The 26,899-nt window shown below is 58.4% G+C and carries 25 protein-coding genes; 13 read left to right on the forward strand and 12 right to left on the reverse strand.

The window, feature by feature from the left end:
• Nucleotides 1-76 precede the first annotated feature (76 nt).
• Both ACN0WX_RS05240 and ACN0WX_RS05245 read left to right on the forward strand, forming a co-directional pair.
• The gene (locus tag ACN0WX_RS05240) at nt 77-1,291 is read left to right on the forward strand and encodes an acyl-CoA dehydrogenase family protein (RefSeq protein WP_417621250.1); all 1,215 of its coding nucleotides are present in this window, start codon (nt 77-79) and stop codon (nt 1,289-1,291) included.
• A complete protein-coding gene (locus tag ACN0WX_RS05245; protein ID WP_417621251.1) occupies nt 1,291-2,202 on the forward strand; it encodes an acyl-CoA dehydrogenase family protein in 912 nt (303 codons plus the stop codon). The genes ACN0WX_RS05240 and ACN0WX_RS05245 overlap by 1 nt, the downstream gene beginning before the upstream one ends.
• 13 nt (nt 2,203-2,215) lie before the next feature.
• Here the strand turns inward: ACN0WX_RS05245 and ACN0WX_RS05250 are convergent, their stop codons facing one another.
• Complete coding sequence (locus ACN0WX_RS05250) at nt 2,216-3,448, reverse strand: MFS transporter (protein ID WP_417621252.1); 1,233 nt, start codon at nt 3,446-3,448, stop codon at nt 2,216-2,218.
• Nucleotides 3,449-3,481: 33 nt separating this feature from the next.
• Complete coding sequence (locus tag ACN0WX_RS05255) at nt 3,482-4,651, reverse strand: CaiB/BaiF CoA transferase family protein (RefSeq protein WP_417621253.1); 1,170 nt, start codon at nt 4,649-4,651, stop codon at nt 3,482-3,484.
• Between the two features lie 157 nt (nt 4,652-4,808).
• Between ACN0WX_RS05255 and ACN0WX_RS05260 the strand changes: the two genes are divergently transcribed.
• The 4 genes from ACN0WX_RS05260 to ACN0WX_RS05275 are packed head-to-tail and all read left to right on the forward strand — an operon-like array spanning nt 4,809 to nt 8,917.
• The gene (locus tag ACN0WX_RS05260; RefSeq protein WP_417621254.1) at nt 4,809-5,975 is read left to right on the forward strand and encodes an acyl-CoA dehydrogenase family protein; all 1,167 of its coding nucleotides are present in this window, start codon (nt 4,809-4,811) and stop codon (nt 5,973-5,975) included.
• Between the two features lie 36 nt (nt 5,976-6,011).
• A complete protein-coding gene (locus ACN0WX_RS05265) occupies nt 6,012-6,881 on the forward strand; it encodes an HpcH/HpaI aldolase/citrate lyase family protein (RefSeq protein ID WP_417621255.1) in 870 nt (289 codons plus the stop codon).
• Complete coding sequence (locus tag ACN0WX_RS05270; protein WP_417621256.1) at nt 6,878-8,149, forward strand: acetyl-CoA hydrolase/transferase family protein; 1,272 nt, start codon at nt 6,878-6,880, stop codon at nt 8,147-8,149. Before ACN0WX_RS05265 ends, ACN0WX_RS05270 begins: the two co-directional genes overlap by 4 nt.
• Nucleotides 8,150-8,917 carry an enoyl-CoA hydratase/isomerase family protein gene (locus tag ACN0WX_RS05275; RefSeq protein ID WP_417621257.1) on the forward strand — a complete coding sequence of 256 codons (768 nt, stop codon included), beginning with the start codon at nt 8,150-8,152 and terminating at the stop codon, nt 8,915-8,917.
• Between the two features lie 6 nt (nt 8,918-8,923).
• Here ACN0WX_RS05275 and ACN0WX_RS05280 read toward each other — a convergent pair whose 3' ends face one another.
• Genes ACN0WX_RS05280 through ACN0WX_RS05290 form a run of 3 tightly spaced genes read right to left on the reverse strand, consistent with a single transcriptional unit; the run spans nt 8,924 to nt 11,257 of the window.
• On the reverse strand, nt 8,924-9,466 hold the full coding sequence (locus tag ACN0WX_RS05280) for a nuclear transport factor 2 family protein (RefSeq protein WP_417621258.1): 543 nt from the start codon (nt 9,464-9,466) through the stop codon (nt 8,924-8,926).
• Nucleotides 9,467-9,468: 2 nt separating this feature from the next.
• Nucleotides 9,469-10,386, reverse strand: a complete 918-nt coding sequence (locus ACN0WX_RS05285; RefSeq protein ID WP_417621259.1) for an SDR family NAD(P)-dependent oxidoreductase — start codon at nt 10,384-10,386, stop codon at nt 9,469-9,471.
• A gap of 10 nt (nt 10,387-10,396) precedes the next feature.
• The gene (locus ACN0WX_RS05290) at nt 10,397-11,257 is read right to left on the reverse strand and encodes an SDR family NAD(P)-dependent oxidoreductase (RefSeq protein ID WP_417621260.1); all 861 of its coding nucleotides are present in this window, start codon (nt 11,255-11,257) and stop codon (nt 10,397-10,399) included.
• A gap of 194 nt (nt 11,258-11,451) precedes the next feature.
• On the opposite strand from ACN0WX_RS05290, the gene ACN0WX_RS05295 reads away from it, so the two are divergent.
• Nucleotides 11,452-12,813: an aromatic ring-hydroxylating oxygenase subunit alpha gene (locus ACN0WX_RS05295; RefSeq protein ID WP_417621261.1), complete on the forward strand. Its 1,362-nt coding sequence runs from the start codon at nt 11,452-11,454 to the stop codon at nt 12,811-12,813.
• 50 nt (nt 12,814-12,863) lie between these two features.
• Here the strand turns inward: ACN0WX_RS05295 and ACN0WX_RS05300 are convergent, their stop codons facing one another.
• From ACN0WX_RS05300 to ACN0WX_RS05310, 3 genes are read right to left on the reverse strand one after another with little or no spacing between them, the layout of a single operon-like run.
• Nucleotides 12,864-13,700, reverse strand: coding sequence for a TauD/TfdA dioxygenase family protein (locus tag ACN0WX_RS05300; protein WP_417621262.1), 837 nt, complete (start codon nt 13,698-13,700; stop codon nt 12,864-12,866).
• 2 nt (nt 13,701-13,702) lie between these two features.
• Nucleotides 13,703-14,542, reverse strand: a complete 840-nt coding sequence (locus ACN0WX_RS05305) for a TauD/TfdA dioxygenase family protein (RefSeq protein ID WP_417621263.1) — start codon at nt 14,540-14,542, stop codon at nt 13,703-13,705.
• A 41-nt stretch (nt 14,543-14,583) separates the two neighbouring features.
• Complete coding sequence (locus tag ACN0WX_RS05310) at nt 14,584-15,408, reverse strand: SDR family NAD(P)-dependent oxidoreductase (RefSeq protein ID WP_417621264.1); 825 nt, start codon at nt 15,406-15,408, stop codon at nt 14,584-14,586.
• A 129-nt stretch (nt 15,409-15,537) separates the two neighbouring features.
• Here ACN0WX_RS05310 and ACN0WX_RS05315 point away from each other — a divergent pair, with 129 nt between their 5' ends.
• The 4 genes from ACN0WX_RS05315 to ACN0WX_RS05330 all read left to right on the forward strand — a co-directional run bounded on the left by ACN0WX_RS05315 (nt 15,538) and on the right by ACN0WX_RS05330 (nt 20,044).
• Entirely contained in the window at nt 15,538-17,127 is a 1,590-nt protein-coding gene (locus ACN0WX_RS05315; RefSeq protein WP_417621265.1) for an AMP-binding protein, read from the forward strand.
• A gap of 101 nt (nt 17,128-17,228) precedes the next feature.
• Nucleotides 17,229-18,632 carry an aromatic ring-hydroxylating oxygenase subunit alpha gene (locus ACN0WX_RS05320; protein WP_417621266.1) on the forward strand — a complete coding sequence of 468 codons (1,404 nt, stop codon included), beginning with the start codon at nt 17,229-17,231 and terminating at the stop codon, nt 18,630-18,632.
• Nucleotides 18,632-19,423, forward strand: a complete 792-nt coding sequence (locus tag ACN0WX_RS05325) for an SDR family NAD(P)-dependent oxidoreductase (RefSeq protein WP_417621267.1) — start codon at nt 18,632-18,634, stop codon at nt 19,421-19,423. The genes ACN0WX_RS05320 and ACN0WX_RS05325 overlap by 1 nt, the downstream gene beginning before the upstream one ends.
• Before the next feature lie 51 nt (nt 19,424-19,474).
• Nucleotides 19,475-20,044 carry a VOC family protein gene (locus ACN0WX_RS05330; protein WP_417621268.1) on the forward strand — a complete coding sequence of 190 codons (570 nt, stop codon included), beginning with the start codon at nt 19,475-19,477 and terminating at the stop codon, nt 20,042-20,044.
• 18 nt (nt 20,045-20,062) lie between these two features.
• On the opposite strand, the gene ACN0WX_RS05335 is transcribed toward ACN0WX_RS05330, so the two are convergent.
• On the reverse strand, nt 20,063-21,145 hold the full coding sequence (locus tag ACN0WX_RS05335; RefSeq protein ID WP_417621269.1) for an alpha/beta hydrolase fold domain-containing protein: 1,083 nt from the start codon (nt 21,143-21,145) through the stop codon (nt 20,063-20,065).
• 122 nt (nt 21,146-21,267) lie between these two features.
• Between ACN0WX_RS05335 and ACN0WX_RS05340 the strand changes: the two genes are divergently transcribed.
• The gene (locus ACN0WX_RS05340; RefSeq protein ID WP_417621270.1) at nt 21,268-22,371 is read left to right on the forward strand and encodes an alpha/beta hydrolase fold domain-containing protein; all 1,104 of its coding nucleotides are present in this window, start codon (nt 21,268-21,270) and stop codon (nt 22,369-22,371) included.
• 6 nt (nt 22,372-22,377) lie between these two features.
• Here the strand turns inward: ACN0WX_RS05340 and ACN0WX_RS05345 are convergent, their stop codons facing one another.
• On the reverse strand, nt 22,378-23,166 hold the full coding sequence (locus tag ACN0WX_RS05345; RefSeq protein WP_417621271.1) for a sterol desaturase family protein: 789 nt from the start codon (nt 23,164-23,166) through the stop codon (nt 22,378-22,380).
• A 239-nt stretch (nt 23,167-23,405) separates the two neighbouring features.
• On the opposite strand from ACN0WX_RS05345, the gene ACN0WX_RS05350 reads away from it, so the two are divergent.
• A complete protein-coding gene (locus ACN0WX_RS05350; RefSeq protein ID WP_417621272.1) occupies nt 23,406-24,149 on the forward strand; it encodes a class II aldolase/adducin family protein in 744 nt (247 codons plus the stop codon).
• A gap of 13 nt (nt 24,150-24,162) precedes the next feature.
• On the opposite strand, the gene ACN0WX_RS05355 is transcribed toward ACN0WX_RS05350, so the two are convergent.
• Both ACN0WX_RS05355 and ACN0WX_RS05360 read right to left on the reverse strand, forming a co-directional pair.
• Nucleotides 24,163-25,305 carry an FAS1-like dehydratase domain-containing protein gene (locus ACN0WX_RS05355; protein WP_417621273.1) on the reverse strand — a complete coding sequence of 381 codons (1,143 nt, stop codon included), beginning with the start codon at nt 25,303-25,305 and terminating at the stop codon, nt 24,163-24,165.
• Between the two features lie 18 nt (nt 25,306-25,323).
• On the reverse strand, nt 25,324-26,880 hold the full coding sequence (locus ACN0WX_RS05360; protein WP_417621274.1) for an acyl-CoA synthetase: 1,557 nt from the start codon (nt 26,878-26,880) through the stop codon (nt 25,324-25,326).
• Nucleotides 26,881-26,899: the final 19 nt, after the last annotated feature.

Here is a 26,899-nt window from a genome sequence, read left to right on the forward strand (position 1 = left end):
CGATATATCGGCGAGGCGGTAGTTTTATATTGCTCGTGCCAGATGCCGGCGCCATCACTCCGGCGTTGTCTGAGCCATGGCTCTTTATCTCCCCGCAGTTGCGGTTATGGTTCTGCAATTATTTGACCATGGCAATGGGGATTTCATGGACTTTACATGGACAGAACAGGAGCAGGCATTTCGCAAGCGGCTTCAGGAATTTCTTGCAGCAACCTTGCCGGATGACTGGGAACGCTTTTCGCAACATGGTCCGGCGTCTCCGGACCTGACGAAATATGCCGAGGGCTTCTGCGGGAAGCTGGCGGCTGAAAATCTGCTGACCCCGCATTGGGCCCGCGAAATTGGCGGCGAGGGTCTTGATCCGTGGCATCAGTCGATCCTCGCTGAAGAAATGTGGATCGCAGGTGAACCGCGCGGTGGCCAGTATATGAATGTCAACTGGATCGGCCCCACGCTGATAAAATATGGCTCGCAGGCGCAGCAGGATCAATATCTGCCGGCGATTACCGAGGGCTATGCGCTCTGGTGTCAGGGCTTTTCCGAACCCGGTTCGGGATCGGATCTGGCCTCTCTGCGGACCAGGGCAGAGCTCGACGGCGACGAATATGTCGTCAACGGCCAGAAAATCTGGACCAGCTATGCGGGCCTGGCGCAAACCTGCTTCCTGCTTTGCCGAACCAGCGATGATCGGAAACGGGGTATCACGATATTGCTGATACCGATGGATACGGACGGGATTACCGTGCGACAGATTCCGTCGATCATCGGCGAAGGCGATATTCACGAAGTATTTTTTGACAATGTCCGCGTTTCGACCAGCGCGCGCCTCGGCGAAGAGGGGCAGGCCTGGGAAATCATCGGTTTCTCCCTGACCAACGAACGGCTGGGAATACCGCGCTACAGCCTTGCACGATCGGCGCTCGACCGCGCTGTGTCGATCCTGAAAGAGCGCGGCGATTTCGACAGTGAAGCGACCAAGATCGAAGCAGCCCATGCGGCAGCGCTGTGCGAAGCGTCACGCATGGCAAGCTATGCGATTGTCAGCCGCCGGGCCAAGGGCGAGAAGATCGGGGCGGAAGCCTCATCAGCCCGGTTCGCGACCATTATGGCCGAACGCCGGGTTGCCGAATTTGTCGTCGAGTATCTGCCCGAAGCCCTCGCCGATGCCCATCCCTATCTGAAGATGCACCACCAGCGCGGTATCGTTGCTGGCATTGCTGCAGGTGCCGCTGAAATCCAGCTCAATATCATCGCCTCGGATGTTCTGGGCCTGCCAAGGGAGCCACGCTGATGGATCTGGATCTTACCGACGACCAGCGCGCGATACTGGATGCGCTCGACTCGCTCTGCAAACCTTTTGAGAATGCACCAATTCACGATGCGCCGCTTGCTGCCGCCAGTCAGGAACTGGATCGCGCCGTCGTGGAGGGGGGATTTCTGGATGTTGCCCTGGACCCCGATCTGGGCTGTGTGACAGCAGCAATTGTCATCGAGCGGCTTTCGCGATTGCCGTTTGCCGTGGAATCAGCCGCCAGTGCGCTCGTCCGTCCGCTGCTCGGAGAGGAAATCGGCTATCCGCTGTGCCTTGTTGAAAACGCGCGCCCGACCCGTCCGGTCCGGTTTCTGCGGGCCGGCGCCACGGTAGTGCAAGTCGGTGACGGGGTTTCACTGTTTACCGCAACAGCGGATCAGGTCCGACCGGAGCCCGAAGCTTTGTTTGCCTATCCGGTAGCGACGCTGGTCCATGGCCCGGAAGAATACCGGTCAACCGGAGTGTCATCCGCCGAATTGCTCGCCCGCTGGCGGGTTGGGCTGGCTGCGGAAACCGCCGGTCTGCTAGCGGCGGCGCTGGCTGCCACTTGCGCGCATCTCACCGATCGCCAGCAATTTGGTCGTCCTCTGGCGACGTTCCAGGCGCTGCGGCACCGTCTGTCCGAAGCGCAGGTGCGTACCAATGGTGTCTACTGGCTGGCGATGAAGGCAGCAGCCAGTCTGGACCCGGCCGATGCCGCTCTCGCGGCCCTGCATGCGCAGGAATCGGCGCGCCACTGCGTTTACGATTTTCACCAGTTTCTCGGCGCAATGGGGATGACGCTGGAGCATCCGCTGCACTTGTGGACCTACCGGCTCAAGCTATTGATCGGCGAACTGGGTGGCCGGAATGCCCAGGCGCTAGCCGCTGCCGAGGCGAGCTGGGGCTAAGCGCTGTAACCGGTTATTTCGCGCCGAAGGCAGGTTTGGGCAGGCTGACCAAGGCCAGGCTGCTCGCCACCATGAAGCTGACCGTGAGCCACAGGAAATTGTCATAGCTGCCGAATTCGTCAAAAACACGCGCTGCGCCGAGTGGCCCGGTTGCGGTACCGATCGACAGTGCCGCGAGCAGGCCGCCATATAAGGCACCAAAACTCTTCAGTCCGAAATGCTTGGTGGTGAGATAGACGATCACGTCAATTTCTGCGCCCAATGTCAGGCCGATGAGCGCGGCGGCCAGCATCGCCGCCATTGTGCTGGATCCGAAACCAACGAGCAGCATGCAGCCGGCAACCGGCAGCAGGAAGACGGCCGCGCCCACCCAGGATGCCCTGAACCGGTCGAGCAGAAGTCCGGTTCCCAGACGACCCGCAATCGAGAACAGGCCGATCAGGGCAGCGATCTCGGATGCACGGATTGCGTCGATACCACCCGCTTGCAGGATCGGCAGAAAATGGACCACAAGGGCGATGATCGTGAAGGTGAAAAGCAGGCTGGCGATGAGCAGGCGCAGGTAGATTGTTGACCGCAATCCCTCCAGAAAGCCGGTGCCTTCGAGCGCCTTTTCGACGGGAACCGGCGCATCTTGCGGATGTTTGATGTCGCGCGAATGGCGGAAAAACAGCAGAATGACGGGAAATGCGACAGCGCCCCAGATCAGCGCCTGAATAGCGAAAGCATTTTGCCACCCATAGGCCGCGATCAGGCGGGTACCCAGATAGGGGAATAGCGCGGCGGCCACCGAAGCGCCGCACAGCGTCAGGGCAAGCGCCAGTCCGCGAGATGCTTCAAACCGGGAGGCGACGGCACTTGTCCAGATCGTCGCCTGCACCGGCAGCGTCGCGCAGGCCATGACGATCCACAGCAGATACCAGTTGGCCTGACTGCCGGTGGCTGTGCCGAGCAAAGCAAAAGCCGTCACCGTCAACAATACGCCAATGACACCCAGCAGCCGGGGGCCAACGCGGTCGACCAAAATCCCGATCGGGATGCTCAGTACGGCCTGGATCAGGGTAGCAATCGTCAGGCCGGAGGTTGTCTGGGTGACCGACCAGCCGAATGTATCGCTAATCGGTTTGATATAGGCACCCAGGCCATAGATATGGATGACGCTGGTGGCATATCCCAGGGCCGCAGCCAGCGGGACAGTGAAGCCGGCGCGCCATTCCTGCCGGGCGGAAATTGGCTGTTGCTGCATGATGAATTCCCCTTCGCGCCGGTCGCCGTTATCTTATCTGCGGCCGGTGCCGGCCAGACCGATTTCGTTCAATATTTCCTCGCCATGCTCGTCGAGAGCAGGAGTGGGCCCTGCAACTTTACCCGGTGTTTTGGAGAACCATGTCGGGACTCCGGGGTAGCGGATGTCGCCATAGTCACTGGCCACGGTTTCAAAAAAGCCGGTCGCGTTCAGATGGGGATTGTCGAACAGTTCGTCGGTGGTGCGCAATGGCGCGGCGGGCACATTGAGCTCCCGCAGCAGGTCCAGCCATTCTTGCGTGGTGCGTGTGGCAAATGTCTCGCCGAGTAACCCGTAGATCCGGTCAATCTGCTTGGCGCGCAATTCCAGCGTCGCGAACTCGGGTTGGTTCCATGCCGGCTTGACTGCGCCGACAAAGGCGTTCCAGTGCCGGTCATTGTAAACCAGCGCGGCAATATAGCCGTCCTTCGTTTTATAGGGTTTCCGGTTGGGAGAAACGACCCGGTGGTAATTGGCCGGACCCAGTTCGGGGGTGAACAGCTTGCCGCTGGCATGTTCCACCAGCATGAAGCTGGCCATGGTTTCGAACATGGCAATCTCGACTTCCTGTCCTTCGCCGGTGCGTTCGCGGTGGAACAGGGCCATCATTGTTGCATAGAGGGCCGTGAGTCCCGCTACCTTGTCCGCCATGATTGTGGCGACAAAATCGGGACTGCCGGTCATCAATCCCTGAACATGGGTGAGACCGCATTCCGCCTGAATCGTATCATCATAGGCGGGCAGGTCTGCATCCGGGCCCCGCCGGCCATAGCCGTAACAATTGCTATAGACGATATCCGGTTTGATCGCGCTTACCGCCGCATAGTCGAAGCCGATCCGGCTAATCGCCTTGCCGCGCATCGAATGGATGAAAACATCCGCGCCTTCGATCAGCTTGCGCAGGGCTGCCTTGTCCTGTTCGTCATGCAAGTCGAGCATGATGCTCCGTTTGCCGCGATTGACGTTGACGAAGACGCCGCCCAGTCCCGGCGCCGGACCGGCATTGATGTAACGGGTCTGATCGCCACCCGGCGGTTCTATCTTGATGATGTCCGCACCCATGTCGGCCATGATCTGCGTACAATAGGGGCCAAAGACCATGCTCGTCAGATCGATCACGCGGATTCCGCTCAACGGCCCATTATGGTCTTTTTTGTCAGTCATCATCTCTCTCGTTTCCTAAAGGAGCTAGATGATCGAAGGGGCAATTCCAATGGTGCAATACTTCGCCGGGCCGATATCGGGACAGCGCCCGATTGTGACCGACCAGACCGGCTGCTAGTCGGGATCAGGTAATTATTCCCAGAGAAGGTCACCCCACGTGGATTTTGAACTAAACGATTCGCAGACCGAAATTCGTGATTCGGTATTGAAACATTGCTCGCAATTTCCCGATGACTATTGGCTCGAGCATGATGAAAGCGGCGAGTTTCCGTTCGAGTTTCACAAATCAATGGCCGAGGCCGGCTGGTTTGGCATTGCCATGCCCGAATCCGTGGGCGGTGCAGGGCTGGGCATAACCGAAGCGGCTGTCATGATGCAGGCAGTATCGGAATCGGGCGGCGGGATGTCGGCGGCGTCAAGCATTCACGGTCCCGTGTTCAGCCTGGAACCTATTGCCCGTTTTGGCACCGAGGAGCAGCAGCAGCGGATGATCCCGCCGGTGCTGAACGGCGAACAGAAAATGTGCTTCGGTGTCACCGAACCGAATGTCGGCCTTGATACGACGAATCTCAAGACCCGCGCCGTTCGGGAAGCGGGTGGCTATCGGGTCAACGGCGAGAAAATCTGGATTACGAACGCGCATGTCGCGGACAAGATCATGCTGCTTGCCCGTACGACGCCGATCGAGGAGGTCGAACGAAAAACGCAGGGGCTGTCGCTATTCTATACTGATCTCGACAAGACGAAGATTGAAACCCGGCTGATCCCCAAGATGGGCCGCCACGCGGTTGGGTCGAACATGCTGTTCATCAACGACCTGTTCATTCCCGAGGAAGACCGGATTGGCGGCGAAGGCGACGGGTTCAAAATCATCTTGCATGGGCTCAATCCCGAACGGATATTGCTCGGCGCGGAGGCAGTTGGTCTGGGCAGGGTGGCGATCCAGCGGGCCGCCAAATATGCGCGGGAACGCATCGTGTTTGACCGGCCGATTGGTATGAACCAGGGTATTCAGCATCCGCTGGCGAAATGCTGGGCACAGGTAGAGGCGGCCAATTTGATGGTGATGCAGGGAGCGGCCAAATATGACGCAGGCACAGAATGCGGGATAGAGGCCAATGCAGGGAAATATCTTGCAGCCGAAGCCGGTTTTGAAGCCTGCCATACGGCCATGTTGACGCTGGGCGGAATGGGCTATGCCAAGGAATATCATCTCGAGCGCTATTTGCGCGAAGTGCTGATCCCGCGTACTGCACCGATCAGCCCGCATATGATCCTGAATTTTATCGCCGAGCGGGTTCTCGAATTGCCAAAATCCTACTGATCCCGGGGAAAAAAATTTATGCCGAACGATGTTCCAATGAAAATGCGCTCATGGCTATTTGCACCGGGCGACAGCGAAAAGAAAATGGCCAAGGCAGTGCGTTGCCCCGCCGATATCGTCATATTCGACCTGGAAGACGCGGTGGTGAACGAAAACAAGCCGCTGGCGCGGCAAATGGTCCGGGATTTTCTCCGCGCAAACCCGGACGACCGGAATCGCATATTCGTGCGCGTCAATCCGCTGGACGGACCATATACGCTGGATGATCTGGCGGCGGTGATGCCGGGCCGTCCCGGCGGCATCATGTTGCCCAAAGTCTATGGCCGGCAGGATGTCGAGGCGCTCGACAAATATCTCGAGGCGCTGGAAGTCGCCAACAATATCGAACAGGGCACGACACCGGTGATCATCTTGGTAACCGAGACGGCCGAAAGCATGTTCCATTGCGGCGATTTCAAAGGGGTGCCGCGAGTCATCGCCATGACCTGGGGCGCGGAGGATCTGGCTGATTCCATCGGTGCGAGTTCCAACACCAATGAAGACGGCAGTTACAGCTTCACCTACGAACTGGCCCGCAGCATGTGCCTGCTCGGCGCATCCAAGGCCGGTGTTACACCAATCGAGACCATCCAGGGCGACTTTCGCGACCTGGACCGGTTGCGTCTCCGGGCAGAACGCGTCCGGCGCGACGGCTATCGCGGGATGCTGGCGATCCATCCCGCGCAGGTCGATGTCATCAACGATGCATTCACGCCGAGCGAGGAAGAAATAACCGAGGCCCGCGAAATCGTCGCGCTATTTGCCGCAAACCCGGGTGTCGGCACGATCGGCTACAAGGGCGGAATGCTGGACCGGCCCTATCTGTCCCGGGCGCAGCAGTTGCTGGCGCAGGTCGAAGGCGAATGAGCACAGGCATCACGCCCGAGCAGCTTGACCTGACGGGTCTGCTGAAGCCCGGCGATGCCATCGTCATGGGGCAGGCCTGTGGTGAACCGACCACGCTGCTGGAGGCGCTGATCGAGCAGGGCCGCCATATTGACGGGCTCAAACTGTTTATCGCGACCAGTTTTTCAGGCCTTTTCAACGCCGATACCGTCGACAGTTTCGCGCTTTCCAGCATGGGCGCGATCGGTGCGCTCAGGGCCATGACCAAAATCGGCAAGCTGCAGGTCATTCCGGTTCACGTCAGTCAGGTCGCGCCCCTGATTGCCGCCGGAATCATCCCCTGCGACGTCGCTATGGTCCAGCTGAGTCCGGCCGATGAAAAGGGCCATCACAGTTGTGGCCTGATCAGCGACTATGTTGGCGCAGCCGTGGACAAGGCGCGGCTGGTTGTTGCCGAGATCAATGCGCAGGTGCCGTTCACGCCCGGCGAAATGGTAGCGCGGTCGGACATTGACGTATCTGTTCAGGTGGACCGCTGTCCGGTCGAAGTACGACCAGCGACAATCAGCGAACTGGACGAGAAAATTGCCCGCCATTGCGCCGAATATATTGGCGACGGGTCCGTCATCCAGACCGGCGTTGGTGCCGTGCCGGATGCCATTTTGCGGCTCCTCCACGACCGCCGGGATATCGGTGTACACTCCGGGATGCTCGGCGATGGCCTGGTTGATCTTGCCGAAGCCGGGGTGTTGACCAACGCGCGCAAGGAAATTGACCAGGGTATTTCCATCAACGGTGCCCTGATCGGTACAAAGCGCCTCTACGATTGGGCGGACAGAAATCCTGCGATCCGTATGTGTGCCACCAGCTACACCCATGATGCCGCCGTTCTGGCCCAGCTTTCGCGGCTGGTGACAATCAATTCAGCGATCGAGGTCGATCTGACCGGGCAGGTCAATGCCGAGCAGAGTGGTGCGGCTTATCTTGGCGGTACCGGCGGGCAGGTCGATTTTGTCCGCGCCGGTGCCCGCTCGCCGGGTGGAGCGGCTATCACTGCGCTTTCGGCTACTGCCAAAGGCGGAACGCTGAGCAAGATCGTGAGCAATCTGTCGGGGCCGGTGACCACGGCGCGGACCGAGGTTGACGTGATTGTCACCGAATATGGGGCGGCCGAACTGAAAGGACAGCCTCTCGCGGAACGCGCCCGGCGGCTGGTCGCCATTGCCCATCCCGATTTTCGGGAAGAACTGGACCGCGTGGCCCACGAAATACACGCAAGGGGATATTGAATGACCGATGCAGTTCTGTTTGATGCACGAGAAGACGGCATCGCGATCATCACGATCAATCGACCGGAGCAGCGCAACTGTCTCAGCCGCGAAGTCCGGGAAGGTCTCTTTACCGCCTGGGAACGGTTCGAAAATGATGATGCAATGCGCATTGCCATATTGACCGGTAGCGGAGAAAAAGCCTTTTGCGCCGGCGGCGACCTGAAGGAGATGGTCGACAAGGGGCTGCAAATTCCGCCGCGTGACATGTTTCCCGTCCCCTATGACAATCTCCAACTGTCGAAGCCGACCATTGCTGCGGTCAACGGTGTTGCCTTTGCCGGCGGCTGGATGATTGCCCAGGCCTGTGATCTTTGCGTGGCCAGCAGTTCGGCCAAATTTGCGATCACCGAAGTGAAGGTCGGACGTGGATCACCCTGGGCGGCACCGCTGATCAGCATGATCCCGCAGCGGATCATGATGGAGATTATCCTGACAGGAAAACCGGTGTCTGCGCAGCGTGCTTATGAGATAGGGCTGGTCAATCGCATTGCCGAACCGGATACATTGATGGCAGCGGCGCTGGAACTGGCGAAGGAGGTGCTCGAAGGCGCGCCGCTCTCGGTAAAGGCCGGGCGCGAGACCGTGATGCTGGCGACCGAAATGGGCCGCAGCGCAGCACTGCAGGCGGCGCGGGCGGCGCATGAACTGACTTATACCAGCCATGATGCGCAGGAAGGACCGCGCGCTTTTTCGGAAAAACGCAAGCCGGAATGGAAAGGCGAATAGGCGCTTTTATTCGCCGGGAATGCTCGGCTCGCGCTTGTTGGTCAGCGGGCGGATGTAGGAAATGTCCGCCCTCGAACGTTCGCTTTTCCCGTTGAGATCGATCCCCGGCAGATCGTCAAAGGGAATAGGCATGGCATCGGGTGCGACCGACCATTCAATGGCGTTGGTGCGCAATGCGATTTTCCATTGATTGTCGCGGCGCTCCAGCCGGTCAACATAGCGGCCACCGGCAAGCCAGACCGTCTCGTCCTTGTTGCGCGCAACGAACATATAATAGGTTTCGCTGTGCGCCGTATCGCCGTCTATCTCGCATGTGTGGTTGAGCAGATTGTGCTGGGTGAGGATTTGCATGTCCTCGTGCATGGCGAAAGACCAGTCGCACAGGGCTGGCGGCGCGCCGACAAACGGGCCGGCCGCGATGGCGGCATCCTCGTGAAAGGCGGACAGGAATATCTCCCGGTCCAGCCGATCGATGCCGCGGCTGAAACGGGTCAGGCAGTCCAATATGTCCTGCCGGTCCAACAGCGTCTGGAGGCGTTGTTCGTCCATTCTCATTCCTCCCCCTTGAAGGCCCATTCAAAGCTCTTGCCGAGATGGTCGGCCATGCCGCTGGGGTAGGGCGGGAAGGTCCATTGTTCGGACGGGTCGCGGATCGCGTCAATGTCTGCGGCGACCTGCTCGATCGACCAGCTGGGATGGAACACGCCCTTGCTTTCGGTGGTAAAGGCGCGGGCCATCCGGCCGGCGGCAGCGATAAGATGCTCGCCGGACAGCGGGCAGCTTTCATGGGATAGCCATGCGACCATCGGGGCCACCAGTTCCGGCTCCATCGGCGGATAAGCGCTGGTATCGAGACCATCGGCCATGCGGGTGACGGCCGCTGGAACGATCGTGTTCGACCGGATGCCATGTTCGCCGCCTTCCAGCGCGATAACATTATTGAGCCCCATCAATCCGGCCTTGGACATGCCGTAATTGACCGTGGTCTGGCTGCCATAAAGGCCGCTGCAGGATGTGGTCAGCACCACCCGGCCATATTGGCGTTTGATCATATGCGGCATTGCCGCCTTTGCAAGATAGAAGCCGCCCTTGAAATGCACGTCGGTAACGGCGTTGAAATCGTCGATGCTCAGTTCGGCAATGGTCCCATAACGGACATTGCCGGCATTATGGATCAGGATATCGATACGGCCCCAGCTGTCGATCGCGCACTGGATGATTGCCTGTGCGCCTTCCGGCGTGGCGACGCTTTCCGTGCAGGCAATGGCTTCCCCGCCCGCTGCCACAATCTCGTCGACGACATCCTGTGCTGGATTGGCGATGATTTCATCGCCTCTCGCCGCGCTGCCGTTGTCATTGACGACCACTTTTGCTCCGCGCGAAGCCAGCAGCAAGGCATAGGACCGGCCCAGTCCCCGACCCGCTCCGGTTATTACGGCGACTCTGTCGTCATAACGCAATTCACTCATCTCTCTCTCCTTAAACCGGTTGCCAGATCGGCGAACCGCGTGTGGCGCGCAGGCTGGGGATGGTCCGGCCGTCGACATCCGTGATGCCATAGTCCTGTGCCAGTTCGGCCGTGATAAACGTGCCGCCGCTCCGCTTCATGATCTCCGGGTCGCTCGCCATCGCGGCAATCACTCTGCCCGGAAATTCCGGGCTGCAGGCCTCTTCCGGACGGGTTGCGGCGCGTCCTTCCAGCCCCGGAATATTGGCCAGATTGCGGATCGCGCGCTCGGTGAGGGTCAGGCCTTGCCAAAGCGATACCGAGGAAACGCCATGGGGTTTCAATTCCACCGCCATATCCCGGGCCATGCGATCGACGGCGGACTTGCAGGTGCCGAAAATCGTACCATAAGTATAGGTGACACCGACATAGCCGGAAATCGCCACGATCAAACCCGAACCCTGCGGTACCATGATCTTGGCGGCGTGCCAGGCAGCGACAAAGTTGGACCGGACACCGACATCGACCATCTGCCAGTTCGACAGCGGTTTTTCCCAGAATCCGCCGGGATCGGTCAGGTCATCGGGCAGGGCAAAGGCATTGTTGACGAGGATGTCGAGGCGGCCGTGATCGGCTTTCACCCGGTCAAACAGGGCTGCGACCTGCCCGTCGTCGCTGTGATCGACCGCAACGGCAATCCCTTTGCCCCCGCGCGCGGTGCATTCCGCGGCGGTCTGGCCTACCGTGCCGGGCAAGTCGTGATCACCATCATGGACGGTCCGGCCGGTAACATAGACACTGGCCCCTTCGGCGGCGAGCGCAATGGCAATGCCTTTGCCAATACCACGGCTTGCGCCGGTCACTATCGCGACCTTGCCTTCCAGAACGCCCATCTCGATCCCTCCGCATTTTCCGCAATCAGGCTAGGCCCTGCGTCCAGACTATTGCAAGGTTGCATTCTCTTATCCGACATACTTTCGCCGGGGCGATTATCTTGTGCCTGCTGCTTGTGAAGCAAAGCCCTTTGCCGCACATTGTCATCGGACGAATGAAGCGTCCGGCAGCAACGTGACATAGGTGTTTGATAATGGACCAGACGAGCGAAAAAATTGACAATGCTGACCAGCTGGAAAAGCCGGTCGTCATTCCTGCCGATGCCTATATTTCACCCGAATATGCCGCAGCGGAGCAGGAGCGCCTGTTCCGGAAAACCTGGTTGCAGGCAGGTCGCATGGAGGATCTGCAGGAGGTTGGCGACTTCATCACCTATGAAATCGGGCCGGATTCGGTAATCATCGTCAAGTCGGGCGAAACTGAACTCTCCGCCTATCATAATGTCTGTCCCCATCGCGGCCGGCGTCTTGTCGATACCCCGGCAGGGCAGCGCAATGCCCGCGGCACACGCAAGAATTTCATCTGCGGCTATCACGGCTGGACCTTCGGGCTAGACGGAGAGAATAGCTATATCGAGCATGAAGACGACTGGCAGGGATCACTCTGCGAGGGTCGCGCCGATCTCGGCAAGGTCAGCGTCGACACATGGGGTGGCTGGATCTGGATCAATCTCGATCCGGAATGTAGCTCCCTGGCCGACTATCTCGGCGTGGTGCCGGGGATGCTCGATCCCTACGGATTGCAAAATATGCGTCCCCGCTGGCGCAAATGGGTCGTCTTCGAATGCAACTGGAAGGTTGCCATGGAGGCCTTTGCCGAAACCTATCATGTTTCGACCACGCATCCGGAATTCAACGCTTTTGGCCAGTTTCGCGGCTGGGCGCGCAATCATGGGCTCCACACCAATATCGGCTATGAGGCACCAAAAGGGCTGGAGGAGGATTCGGGGAAATTGCGCCTTGGTAGCGGTGAAGATCCGCGTGTCTCGACCGCCGAGATGCAGAATTTCACTTGGGACAATGCCAATACCAATACCACCGAAACGCTGGTGGGAGTCGCCAACCGGCTGAAAGATGAATTGCCCGAGGGCACACCCGCCGCAGAGGTTTCTGCCTACTGGATCAAGACGGCTCGCGAGGAAGATGCGGCGCGCGGCGTGGCCTGGGCTAATGTAACCCCCGAACATACCGCCAAGGCTGGCACCGCCTGGCAGATATTTCCCAATTTCCAGATCGGCCACGCGGTCAACAACATGCTTTGCTACAATGCGCGGCCCTATGAGGGCGATCCGGACAAATGCTATTTCGAGGCAGCGGTATATGAATTATACCCCGAAGGCGAAGCGCCGGAAACGGAATGGGAATATACCGAACCGGACGACTGGCCGCCTGTTCTGCAGCAGGATTTCAACAATATGGCCGCAGTGCAGCAAGGCATGAAAAATGTCGGCTTCCGGGGCGCGCAGCCCAATCCCTATATGGAACGCTCCATTGCCAGTCTGCACTTCAATCTCTCGCGCTATGTCGGCATCGGCGCACCGCGTTCACACGAGTAGATGCCGTCACTGGCAGGCGTGGTTTGTTCCTGGCCTGATCGGCACCCGGGCTAATTGGTCCAGGGCTCTTCGCCTTCCAGCTTGGTGCGCAACATCATCCGGCCGCATTCCGGATCATAGGCTTCCGCCCGGTGCATGGTCCCGGTATTGTCCCAGATCACCAGATCGCCGACTTCCCATTCGTGGCTGTAGGTGAATTCGGGACCGGTCGCCCATTCGCGCAGCCCGTGAATGATCTCCGCGCTCTTCTGGTGATCGACGCCGATGACATGGTGGCTCGTGCAGCCGAGGACCAGGGATTTGCGGCCGGACGCATGTTCCCAGACCAGCGGCAATTCCTTTTCGCCAATGGCCTGCATGCCTTTCAGCATCGCTAGGGCGGGCTCGGGACTATAATAGAATAAAGAGGCCCATGGGGCGTGCATGACGTGGAGATCGTCAATCTCCGCCTTTGTCTCGTCCGGCAGCGCGTCATAAGCGCTATAGGTGTTGGAAAAGCCGGTATTGCCAGTACCCTTGGGCGACGGAACCTTGCAGCTCAGCAGCGAGGCGAGAATTGGAACCTCGTTGCGGGTGCCGTCAATATGCCAATAGAGCGAGCCCTTCAGATATTCGGCAGATTGCGGGTTTTCTTTCACATCAAGGGTGATTTTGGTCACCCCTTCATCATCGCCCTCGGGTGCGAAAGTGCCCAGCGTTTTGGTGAAGGCGACCTGCTCTTCGGGGGTGAAGTTGATCTGCGGAAACACCAGCACACCGCGCGCCTCTAACAGTTCACGGATTTCTCCGGCAATGGCGCCGGAAAGCAATTCCTCTTTCGTATTGAGAATTCGGCTGCCGATTGCAGGTTTGATCTCTTCCTGGTTCAGTTGGGTTGTCGTGGTCATGCTCAATTCTCCCATGCTTCTACACCCGGCAATATCGTGCGATGCATCATTCGTCCGGAAGCCGGATCATAAGGGGTCGCACGGTGCAGGGACGTTCGGTTATTCCAGATTACGGTATCGCCGACCGTCCACTTATGTGTGTAATTATAGGGCTCGCGCGTCGAAAATTCGCGGAGTCCGTGAAGAATGCGATAGCTTTCCTTGGGATCCACATCCTTCACATAATGCGCGGTATTGCCCAGCACCATCGACTTGCGGCCCGATTTGCTGGTGCAGACGAGCGGCAGCTCGGCCTCGCCCTTGGACTGCCAGTCTTCGAGCTGCTCCATGCTCGGTTCCGGTGTATGATAAAATTGCGAGCGCCACAGTGAATGGACCACGCGGAGGTCGGCAATTTTTTCCTTGGTCGCATCATCCAGGTCTTCATAGGAGGTCGCCGTATTGGCAAAGTCGGTATCACCACCTTCCGGCGACAGCACCTTGGCGGTCAGCATCGATGCACGAATCGGCACTTCATTCATGGTCCCGTCAATGTGCCAGTACAGGGAGCCCTTGAGATATTCGGCGACCTTGTCGTTGACCGTATCATCGAGTGATACCTTGAACACTTCCTCGCCGCGAATTTCCTTCGCAACGCCGCCAAGCAGACCGGTAAACTTGAGCTGTTCTTCATCCGTGAAATGGATTTCCGGGAAAATCAGCACGCCACGATGCTCGAGCAGGGCATTGATTTCATCAGACAGTTCGCCGGACAGCAATTCTTCCTTGGAATTGAGAATGCGGCTGCCAATTTTGGGCTTGATTTCCTCGCTTCTGAGCCGGTTTTTTTCCACTGCTGACATCGTTGGTCCAATCCTGTTGAATCAAAAACCTGATTAAGGGTTCAGGCAGAACCCATGTAGCGTCCGCCATTCACACTGATCGTCTGTCCAGTGATATAGCCGGCGTCATCAGAAGCCAGATAGGCACAGGCCGCTGCCATTTCCTGTACAGTGCCCGGACGTTTCATCGGCAGGGTCTGCGAATAGGCTTCGACATCGACCGGCGAAGCCCGCAACATGGGCGTGTCGATGAATCCTGGCGGCACCATGTTGAAGGTTACCCCGCTGGCAGCGAATTCCAGTGCAAGCGCTTTGGTCAGGCCCAGCAGGCCGCCCTTCGATGCTACATAATGGCCTTGAGCGAAAGAGCCCGTTTGAGTCGAGGATGAGGTAATGTTGATGACCCGCCCCCAGCCGGCTTCCAGCATTTCCGGCAGCATTTCGCGAGTGCAGAAATGCGGTCCTTTCAGATTGATGCGGATCACCCGGTCCCACAATTCCTCGTCGATATCGAGATAGGGAGTGAATGGTGCAATCCCGGCATTGTTGACCAATATATTGATGGGGCCAAATGCTGCTCTGGTTTTGTCGGCCGCTGCCTTGATCTCCGCTTCTACCGAGCAATCAGCGGTTACTGCCAGCGCCTCGCCGCCAGCCTCGGTAATCAGTTTGACGGTTTCCTCAGCGGCATCGCCATTCAAATCCCAGACGCCAACCGCAGCGCCTTCTTTTGCAAAACGCTCGGCAATACCGCGACCGATTCCCGACCCGGCGCCGGTGACGACCGCTGTTTTTCCGCTGAGTGACATGACCTGAGTTCCTTCTGTACAATTTCCTGTCCGGTCGATCGCCGGATTGCGGACATTTTCATGGCCTAATCCCGACATCCCGACGGGTCCAGTCCAACGCTCCACCACAGTCACGCTATCGCTCGGGCGATTGTCGATTGCCAGGGCGTTTCATTGCGCCAGAATAGGCTATCAGGCCCCGAGAGAAAAACTGGGAAGGTGACGAAAGTGAAGAGACGCCAGGCGGGACGCTGGTCCATCCGTTCGGACGAGACGTTGACGCGGGAAGCCTATCGCGACGGCCTGTGGATCAAAACCACGATCGCCGATTCGCTTGCGACTGCTGCCCGCGAGACACCGGAACGGATACTTCTCGTCGATGGCGATATTTCGCTCACCGCTGCACAGCTGTTTGCCCAGTCCCGCTCCCTTGCCGCGGCGATGCAAAGCCGAACGGCTCCGGGCAGCGTGATATCCTTCATGCTTCCCAACTGGCACGAGGCCGCAGTGATCTATTATGCCGCGACCATGGCGGGCATGGTCGCCAATCCGATCCTGCCTTCGCTGCGCGATCATGATCTCCGCTTCATTCTGGCTGACGCGGATACCCGGATGATTTTTATCCCGGAACAATTCCGTGGCTATGGTTATGCTGATATGTTGCGCCGGGTGGTCGCGGAAATGGATGCGCCTCCCGCGGTCGTGGTCGTGCGCGGATCGGCTGGCGAACTGATGGAATATGACGGTCTGCTCGGCGAAAAGGAAAGAGCCAGTTTGCCCGATGTCTCGCCCGACGACGTCCGGATGGTAATGTACACATCGGGCACAACGGGACGTCCCAAGGGCGTTCTCCACACCCATAATACGCTGCATGCCCTGCTGCGGCAGATTGGCGAGCACTGGCTGGTGGAGCCGGGCGACTCTTTTCTGGTCCCGTCACCGATCAGCCATATTGGCGGCTCCATCTACGCGTTCGAGGCACCGCTTCTGCTCGGGTCGCGGGCAGTGTTGATGGACAAATGGGACGCCACCGAAGCGGTGCCGGTCATGCTGGCGGAGCGGATCACCCATATGGCCGGTGCCACGCCCTTTCTCCAGCAATTGCTGGCTGCCGCGCGCGCCGCCGATACCCGGTTGCCCGATCTCAAGGTCTTTATCTGCGGCGGTGCATCCGTCCCGTCGTCGCTGATAAGCGAAGCCTGCAACTATTTCGAAAACGCGCGTGTGTCGCGAGTCTATGGTTCGACCGAAGTGCCGGTGACGACCGTCGGGTCGCTCGCCGTGCGCGGCATGGCCGAGGCGGCTGATACCGATGGCAGGCCGGGAATAGCCAAGGTCATATTGGGCGAAGGCAATGAAATTCGGGCCCATGGCCCGCAGATGATGGTCGGCTATCTGCACGTCGAAGATGAAGCGGCGGCTTTCGACGAACAGGGCTTTTATCGGACCGGTGATCAGGGCGAGTTCACCGAAACCGGCCATCTGGTGGTGACCGGCCGAATCAAGGACCTGATCATCCGCAACGGGGAGAATATCGCGCCCAAGGAGGTCGAGGACCTGTTGCTGGGCCACCCTGATATTTCAGAGATCGCGATTGTTGGTGTCGCCGATGCGCGGACCGGTGAAAAAGCATGCGCGGTTATCGTGCCGCGCGACGAACAGCAACCGACCGTGTCAGACCTGGCCAATTTTCTGTCCGGCTTCGGTGTCGCAAAATTCAAATATCCGGAGCAGGTGGAACTGCGCAAAGCCTTGCCGAAAAATGAAGCGGGCAAGGTGCTGAAACATCTGTTGCGCGACGAATTGTCGTCCGCCTGAACCCAGCATCGCCAGCGCGCTTTTCTCGTTAAGGGCTTTTTGATCGAGCCAGATAAGTTTAGCGCTAACCAAAGCAATTTTAGTCCCGAGAGGTTGTACCAATGGCAGATGCAGATTCAGCAGGCTTGCACCCGATTCCCTTCGCAGTGACCGATCCCGAACGGATTCCGGCAAAACGCTATTATGACGAGGATTTCTACAAGCTCGAAAATGAAAAACTCTGGCCGCATGTCTGGCAGATGGCAGCGCGGCTCGAGCAGCTCGAGAATATTGGCGACTGGGTCGAATATTCGAACCTCGGCAAGTCGGTCATCGTGGTGCGCGCGAAGGAGGGCATCAAGGCCTATCACAATGCCTGCCGCCACCGCGGTGTCCCCATTGCTGCACCCGGCGGAGCGGGCAATTGCAAGTCGGCCGGTTTCATCTGTCCCTTCCACGGCTGGCGCTGGAATCTCGAGGGCGAGAATACTTTCGTTTACGGCAAGCATTTCTTCAGCGAGGAACAGCTGGAGCAGGGCGATCTGGCGCTGCGCTCGTGCCGCGTGGAAACCGCAATCGGCTGCGCCTTCATCAATTTCGACGATGATGCGCCGTCGCTCCGGGACAGTATCGGCCCGCTGCTCGAAAAGCTCGAAATGCGGGGCATGGACAAACAGCGCGCCGAATGGTGGTATGCCACGAAACTGCCCGCCAACTGGAAGACCGCGATGGAGGCCTTCATGGAAGGCTATCATGTGATGCGCACGCATCCGCAGCTCCAGCGGATGCTGCCGCAACTGTACAACACGCTATACGGCATGGATACCGGCGGGATTGGATTGCCGATCAACCCCAATCTTTCGGTGCGCGAAAATGTTCATGCCCAGTATGAGCATATGAAATTGCTCAACGAGGGCATGGCCGGCATGCTCCACCAGAAAGAAGTGGATATCGCCGGGCAGCTGCTGGAAGTCGAATTGCCGGAAGATCCGGCTGTCGCCATTCCGATGTGGTACGGCATCGTGCAGCATCAGGTGGTCGAGCAGCTGCGCGCGCGCGGCGAGGATATTCCTGATCTCAACGCGGTTGCCCAATCGCATCCGGTGCAGGCCGTCGAGTTCATCTTCCCCCATTATTTCGTGCTGCCGACCATGAGCAGCGCTTCGGCTTACCGGATTCGTCCGCTGGGGCCGGAGGAATGCCTGTTCGAGCTCTGGTCGCTGACCAATTTTGCCGAAAGCGACAATCACCAGACGGTGACCGAGCCCACCATATTGCCCTATGACAGCGAGGAATTCCCGACCATCCCGAAGCAGGATTATTCGAACATTCCGATCCAGCAGCAGGGACTGCACGCGGAAGGATTTGATTTCATGCGGCTCGGCCAGGGCATTGAAGGGATGATCAGCAATTACAACCGGATCATCGATGGCCATTTGCGTGGTACGGACCCTGACAAGCTAGCCGAAGCAACGCGGACTTTGGCGCATAATTTCGACGGCCAGATCATGGAATATGATCTCTGATGTCGGGGCAGACAGCAAAGGTAGCCATCATCACCGGTGCGGGCAGCGGCATTGGTCTGGCCACAGCAAAAATGCTGCATGATGCCGGCATGGCGATTGTCGGGGTCGGGCGCGACGAAGGCAAGCTGGCGACACTGGCCCGGGAGCTCGGTGGCATCGAACGGCTGCTAACGCTTTCGGTCGATGTGACGGCAGACGACGGGCCTTCCCGGATCGTACAAGCCGCGCTGGATCGTTTCGGACGGATCGATTTTCTGATCAACAACGCCGGCCTTGGCAGCCCGACACCGCTTCATGAAACGGATGATGAGAAGCTGGACCTGTTTCTCGACGTCATGTTGCGCGCGCCGTTTCGTCTGTGCCGGGAAGCGATCGGTCACATGCAGCCGGGCTCCGGAATCGTGAATGTCACATCGACCTATGCAATGATTGGCGGCAGACGCGGCGGTCCCTATTCTGCAGCCAAGGGGGGGCTGAAGTCGCTCACCGAACATATGGCAGTGGAATATGGCCCGCAGGGCATTCGCTCAAACTGTGTCGCACCGGGTGTGACGATGACCGAAATGGTTCGCCATCGCTTCGAGGATGAAGCCTTCAAGCGCGTCAATGTCGAGACCACACCCTATCCCCGGCTTGCCGAGGCAGCGGATATTGCCAGTTCTATAGCCTTTCTATGCTCACCGGGCGGCGAGATGATCAATGGTCAGTCGATCGTCGTCGATGGCGGCTGGACCCGGACAAAATATCTGAGCCCGCGCGCGATGACATCGGTCTGGAGTGATCCGGAATAGGAACGGCAGCTTCGCTAGGCGGCGCCTGGCGTATATTGGGGAGCGCATTACATGAGCAGAATTCTTGGTCCGGCCATTCATCAGGCCTATGTCTATCCGGATTTCGACGCCGCATTGAAGCGATTTCAGGCTGGCGGGATCGGCCCCTTTTTCGTCATGGAAAGCGCCGGCAATGCAGGCATCTATCGGGGTGAAGAGCATCCGCTCAGCATGTCGGTGGCTTTTTTCTATTCGGGTGACAGCTGTTTCGAGCTTATCTCTCCCCATGGTGAGCAGCAATCGGCCTACGGCGAATTTCTGGACCGCAATCCGATGGGGGGACTGCACCATATTGCTTATGTATCGGAAGATTTCGATCAGACGCTGGCGACGATGGAAGCAGAGGGCAAGCCCCTGCAAATTGTGCAGGAATTCCGCAATCCGGCAACCGGTGAAACCATCGAAATTTATTGCGAGCCGGTCGGCGTGGACAATCCGATATTGTTCCAGTTTGTCAGACCCGGCATGTTCGATTCCTGGTTTGATGCGATGCACGCGGCGGCGGCCGATTGGGATGGCACCGATCCGATCCGCGATGCCCGGCCGCTGCTGGCCGCTGCCATGGCAGGCAAGCCGGCCTAGCAGAAATATGATCCGGATCTAATCCAGATGCTTGCGAAAATGTTTCACGGTCGCCGCATAAGCATCCCGGGATTCGGGCAAGGCCGGATTATACTGATAGCAATGGCCCATCGCTTCACCGACGATCAATGTTGATTCCACATCGGCCTTCAACAACTGGCTATTGGTATAGATTGCCGGGCTCATGTCCATTGCCCGGGTTCCGGTGGTGATCAGCGTGGGCGGGAACATCTTGATCACATCGGCATGAAGCGCCGGAGACAGGACCGGGTCATCAAGGTCGGAACCGTCGAAATAGCCGCGCGTCATGTCGATCTCCAGGGTTCCGTCTTCCGCGGGACCGGGGAAACTGCCATCGGTTTTGGCGGTGACATAAGCGGAATCACCGGACTGGAAGCGCACGCCGCCAGCCCCGAAAATACCCGCAGCCCCCATTTGCGGCAGTCCGTTGGCCGGAAGCCAGGCCGCGAGTTGCGCGGTCAATGCGCCGCCGGCTGAACAGCCGAATACGCCGATATGCTCGGCTTTGTAGCTGTTGAGCAATTGGCGGTACACAGCAGCCGCATCCTCGACTCCTGCGGGATGCCGGTTCTCCGGCGCCATCCGGTAATCGACGCTTACGATTTTATATTTGCCGAGCGAAGCAATCGGCAGGGATTCAACCAGTGAGCAACTGTCCCAGCACACGGTGAATGCCCCGCCATGAAGGTTGACAAGGATGCGCTCCGGATCAAAATCGCCGTCTTTGGGCGTGATGATCCGCACTCGGATGCCGGCTATCGTGCCGTCTTTGATGTCGACCGGGTAAAGCGCCTTCATTTGTGCCACGCGGGGGCTCATCATCCGGTCAAGCTGGGCGCGACGGCTGTTGATATCCGGGGTTTCATTGGAGGTCATTTCCCCAACCGGAATCCGTCCCCGCATCGCTTGGGCCTGGCGCGCTTCCTGACTGCTGAGCGCCGAAGGGGGGAGACGGAAGGCCGGGACATTGACGGTGCCATCCCCGTCGAACGTCGGTCCGTCGTGGTCAGTGGGTTGGGCCAGAGCCGTGGAAGCCAGAATCGTTGTGAGCATGAATAGCGTGATTTTTGTGCTTCGCACTTTGGTTCTCCCGGATGGCGTTCCATGATCATAGTGGCCGCGAGCGGTGTTTCGGAAGCGGCTGGGCCATTATATCGCCGGGGCGGATTGCAAAAGGCGGGTAAACATGATCGGTTGCCCGGATGAAAAAACTTACTGTTCTCAAGGCCGCTGTCCTGGGCAGCATCACGACCTTGCCCGCCCAGGCAAGCGAACAGGAAATGGTCCCGCCACCGTCCGAAGCGGTGCAGTCAGGCACGATTGAGAGCGATGGAACGGTGATGGTCCAGCCATTCGCCTTGCCACCATCGGATTATCTCAGCGAAGCGGCAAAGGCCGCCCTGCCGCGCAAGGCGATTGATGCCGAGGCGCCGTTGAAAGCCGCGCTGGCTGCTGGCAAGGCGAGTCAAATGCGGGCGCTGATCCCGCAATATATGAAGCCCCGGATCGATGAATTGAAAAGCCTATATGGGGTGAAGACCGAGGTGGGTTCAATCGCCGGGATCGATTCAGTCACTTTTGAACCCGAAAGCGGTATCCCCGAAGCAAATCGGGACAAGATCCTGCTCAACCTGCCGGGCGGCGGTTTTGTCATGGGCCATGCCGGAGGCACGGGGTCGCTGGAATCGATTCCGCTGGCGAAGCTCGCCGGCATCAAAATTGTCAGCATTACCTATCGTCAGGCGCCCGAGTACAGTTTTCCGGCAGCAAGCGAAGATGTCGCGGTCGTATATCGCGAGCTGCTGAAAACCTATCGGCCGGAGAATATCGGCATATTCGGTTGCTCGGCCGGCGGCATGCTGGCAGCGCAATCCATGGCCTGGTTTTTACAGGAGAACCTGCCACTGCCGAAGGCAATCGGTATTTTTTGTGCCAGCGCCGATGCGCGCTGGGCCGGTGACAGCAGGCATTTCGGGCGGCCATTTGCCGGATTGCCTCCGGAAAATTCCGAACGGCGGTATATTGCCCGATCGGATATGATTTCGCCGCTCGCTTCTCCGATATTATCGAGCGAAATATTGGCGCGCTTTCCGCCGACATTATTCCTTACCGGCACCCGCGCTTTCGAGATGAGCGCCGCAACCAACAGCCACAAGGAATTGGTCAAGGCTGGGGTCGACGCGCGTCTTCACATCTGGGACGGTCTCGGCCATGCCTTTTTCTACGATCCGAAACTGCCGGAATCGCGAGAGGCTTTCGATGTGATGGCCGATTTCTTTGGCGACCGGTTGGGCCTGGTCCGCTGACGGGTTCTATGTAGCCGGTTCCGCTGCCTTTTCATTTTTGCTGCGGCGCGTCGTGATGCGTTCGAAATCGGCATCGAATTTGGGGCGGACGGTGCCGCAAATATGGTCCCAGATGGTAGTGTATCCACCAAAGTTATACCGGAAATAGCGGTGGTGATGATCGTGGAAGGTCGCGGTGATAAACCATTTGGTTGCCCAGTTCTTGTTCCACCAGCGCGGAAAGAATTCATAGCCCGTATGAACATATATGCCCATGATGATGTTGGTCGGAGTGATCAGCATCATGGTCTGCTCATGGACCGTGATCGCAGCCAGGAACAAGGGAACAAAGCCGCCGTTGATAAGCGACTCGATTGGACTGACAGACAAGGTGGTCAACGGATTTGGCGAGGTGGAATAATGGTGAATCTTGTGGATATATTTATACATGGGTTCCTTGTGCATCCAGCGATGCAACCAGTAGAACCAGGTGTCGAAGGCAAAGAAATAGAGCGCATATTCCAGCGCCATCATCCACCATGTGATCGGACCGGAACGCGTTTCGATAAAGCCGCTGCTGACCAGGTAAGTCGTTAGTCCGCCCAGCACGAACCCTGAAACGATCAGATTCAGTACCGCAAAGAAACCTTCGTTCCGGAATGTTTTCCATTTGAAGCCTTTGGGCTGGATCTTGCGCACCGTGAAAAAACCTTGCCAGATGGCAACACCGAATCCGGTGACCAGGAACAACGCCAGCCACAGCGAAACACTGTTGTTTCCGCCCGTAAGATCGACAAAATTATACCAGATTTCCATGAGATTATAGCCCTTTGATCAGCAAGTTGATGATCGGTTTCGTGATCGTGAACTGGTAGTTCCATCTGCCAGGGAAACAGATTTTCTACCCAACGACCTATTATCACCAGAAGGCGATAATGTTAGGCTCTGGTCGAAAATTCGCCCCGGCGTTGTATGGGGCGAGCATGTTGATGGGCAAGATCGTCTGCTATTACTAGATCACCGGTCGGCTGGGCGCCCGGTTGAGAGGAATAGCCATGACCGAAACCAATTTTCTTCCCGAGGAAAGGGGGCTGCGGCGCAATCTCGCAGCGGCTTATCGCCTGATTGCCCTGTTCGGCTGGGACGACCATGTCGCAACGCATCTTTCTGCACGGTTGCCGGACGGTAGCTATTTGCTCAATCCCTTTGGGTTGATGTTCGAGGAAATTACGGCATCCAGTCTGATCCGGGTGGATATGGAAGGCAATGTAATTTCGCCGCCGGATGTTTCGCTCAATGTCGCTGGCTATACCGTGCATAGCGGGGTGCTTGGCGCCCGCGATGACATCCATTGCGCGATCCATCTGCACACCCATGACGGCGTGGCGGTCTCGGCCTTGGAAGAAGGGTTTCTGCCACTCAGCCAGACCGCACTGCTGATTCATTCCGACATTGCCTATCATGAATTCGAAGGGGTGGTGGCGCAAAAGGATGAGCGCGAACGGCTCGGACGCGATCTGGGCGCCAAAAATTTGATGATCCTGCGCAACCACGGGACGCTCGCGGTCGGCGAGACCATCGCCGATGCCTTCTACCGGATCTATACACTGGAATGGTGCTGCACGACGCAAATGCGGGCCCTGGCCAGCGGTCATGCTCTGCGGCTGCCGGATATCGAGGCTGCCAAACAGGTCGGAAGCGCCATGGACTGGACAAGTCCACAGCGCTTCTCGCTCAGAGTTTTCTGGCCTGCCATGCTGCGTAAAGCCGAACGCTGCTGCCCCGGCTTTGACGACTAGCTGGCGGTAGCTGTCAGCCCTTGCTGGGGAGCTCTGCGACTGCGGTTCCCAGGGCGCTCAATTCGCCGCGATGGGTTTCTGCCCGCTGCTGGATTTCGACATATTTCTTGCCGTTTTCTTCAAATTTGCGGATCACATTACCGCTGATGAAGATAACGTCGCCGTCGGGATTGTGTCGCCGGATCTGGCACTTGTGCTTGTGCAGAAAGCCATCGTCGCCGATCCAGTTGGTGACATGGTGCGTCAGCCAGCTGTTGCGCTCCGGTCCATAGTCATAGGCACCCGGTGTACCGACTTCGCGGGCGAAATCATCGTCCCAGTGGACCCGCTCGGGCACGTCGCGGACGCCGAACTTGTTCGGAATGCCCAGGCCCGGATGGGCATCAAGCAGTTGGAAATGCAGCTTGTTGGTACGGATATAGAGCCCGCCCCAGCCTTGCGCATAACCAATGAAACCGGTGACCGTCATCGGACCTTTCATCATCCGCGGCAATTCGTCGTCCTCGCTGACATCTTCCCAATAGCGCGGCGTAGCGCCCCGGATTTCCTCATTGCGGTACAGGTCGAACCATTCCTGCATCTGCTCGTCGGTAAGCTGTTCGACCTTGCCCTTGACGTCGGTATATTTGGTGCCGCGTTCGCGCGCTTCGTCGCGGTCGGTCCGGAACACATAGCTGTCGCATTCGGCAACCATTTCACCATGCTGGTTGTAGAAATCCACATGATAGATTTGCTGGTAGGCGCGACCGGCAAAGCGGGTCTGATGCTCGATCAGGTCTTTCAGATGGGCTTCCGTGGTGATCGTGTCGTTGCGGAACACCGGCTTGTGCCAGGTCCAGTCGGCACCGGCCCACATGGCGTGTACGCCGGGCAGTCCGCCACAATAGCCCGAAACGATACGGTCGGTCGAAAAAAGAAAGCTGGGGAGGGCGACAATCTTGCCATATTTGGTTTTTGCCGCATATTCCGGATCGCACCACAAGGGGTTGTCGTCGCCGATACCATGGGCATAGTGACGGATGCCGTCGCGCGTGGCTTCATGGTTCCACGGTTCCACCGTATTCTCGATCTTCACGCCGATACGCTTGCGCAGATCGGCAAGCCCTTCTTCGGTAATCTTCGGAAAACGCTGTTCCGGTTCGGGTTGGGTAGCCATTATTCTTCTCCTAACATATTAATGGACGGCTGCGGCTTCGCGGTCGCGCAAGACTTTGCGGTTGACCTTGCCTGCCGGGGTTTTGGGAAGTTCATCGACAAATTCGATGATGCGGGGAAATTCATGTTGCGCCAGACGTTCGCGCGTGAAGCTCTGCAATTCTTTGACGAAGTCATCCGAGCTTTCGCGCGGAGAGATGACAAAGGCTTTGACGATCAGGCCGCGCTTTTCATCGGGCGCGCCGATGACGGCACATTCGTTGACGTCCGGATGCTTGAGCATGCTGTTTTCGATCTCGACCGCGCTCATCGTCCAGCCGGCTGAGATGATGACATCATCGGCCCGTCCGCAATGATAGAAATAGCCGTCTTCGTCGATTTTGGCGCGATCTTTGGTGGAGAGCCAGCCATCGCGTTTCTTGAGCATCAGCTCGCCGATTTCGCCAGGATCGGTTGGCGTCCCGTCACTGCGCTGCACTTCCAGACGCAGCCCGGGCACCGGCTTGCCCAGCGAACCCGGCTTGACCGCAAAATCATCCGCGCCCGGATAGTTGACCAGAACGACTCCGATTTCGGTCGTGCCATACATGGAACAGGCGGGAACGTGGAAGGTCTCGTCAATCCATCCCAGAGTCGCGTCATCGATTGGTTCGCCGGTGTAGGACAGTTTCCGGATCGCGAAAGCATAGTCTTTTGACTGCCCGCTGTTCATCATCATCCGGTAATGGGTGGCGGCGGCCGACATATTGGTAATGCCGAAATCCTGCATCGCTTTCATCAGGCGCACAGCATCAAACTTGCCCCGCCCCATCGTGCCGGTGGTGACGCCAAGGGCCAGGGGAGCGAGAGTGCCGTGCCAAAGCCCGTGCCCCCAGGCTGGACTGGACGGGCAAAAAAATTCGTCACCGGGCCGAATTCCGCTGCCGTAAAGTGCCGCGAACATCAGCGTCGCCACGGCCTTGTGCGTATGCTTGACCGCTTCCGGCAGCTCGCGCGTGGTGCCGCTGGTATATTGGAAGCAGGCCAGGTCGTCTGCGGAGGTCTGCGGCTCGTAGGATGCATCAAATTGCTCGATTTCCGCGAGCAGGCCGTCGTCACCGACGATGACGCGCAGGCCGTCAATGTCGCTGGCCATCGGGAATTTTTCATCATTGGTGATGAGCAGGCTGGGATTGCAGTCGCCGATCCGCAGGCGCAGCGCATCCGGCCCGAACAAAGTGAATAATGGCACCGAGATCGCACCCTGCAGCATCGCACCGAACATGCAGATATAAAAGGGCAGGGAAGGCTCCAGCATGAAGGCGATCCGGTCGCCCTTTTCTATGCCATTGGCGTCCAGCCAATGGGCGAACCGGGCGGCACCGGACGCAATGACATCGAAGCTGAGAAGCTCGTCCGTACCGTCACCATGGGCAATACGCACGGCGGGACGTCCCGAGCCATCGGCATGACGCATGATACATTCATGGGCGATGTTGAACCGGTCCCGGGTCCCGTCAAAAAGCTCCCACAGCGCTGCGGAGGACGCAAGGCGCTGGGCATCTTCGAATCGGATATGGTCGGTTAGTTTCGACATGAGGGGCAGATGCCACGAT

It is taken from the genome of Parasphingorhabdus sp., assembly GCF_048269915.1.
Lineage (GTDB): Bacteria > Pseudomonadota > Alphaproteobacteria > Sphingomonadales > Sphingomonadaceae > Parasphingorhabdus.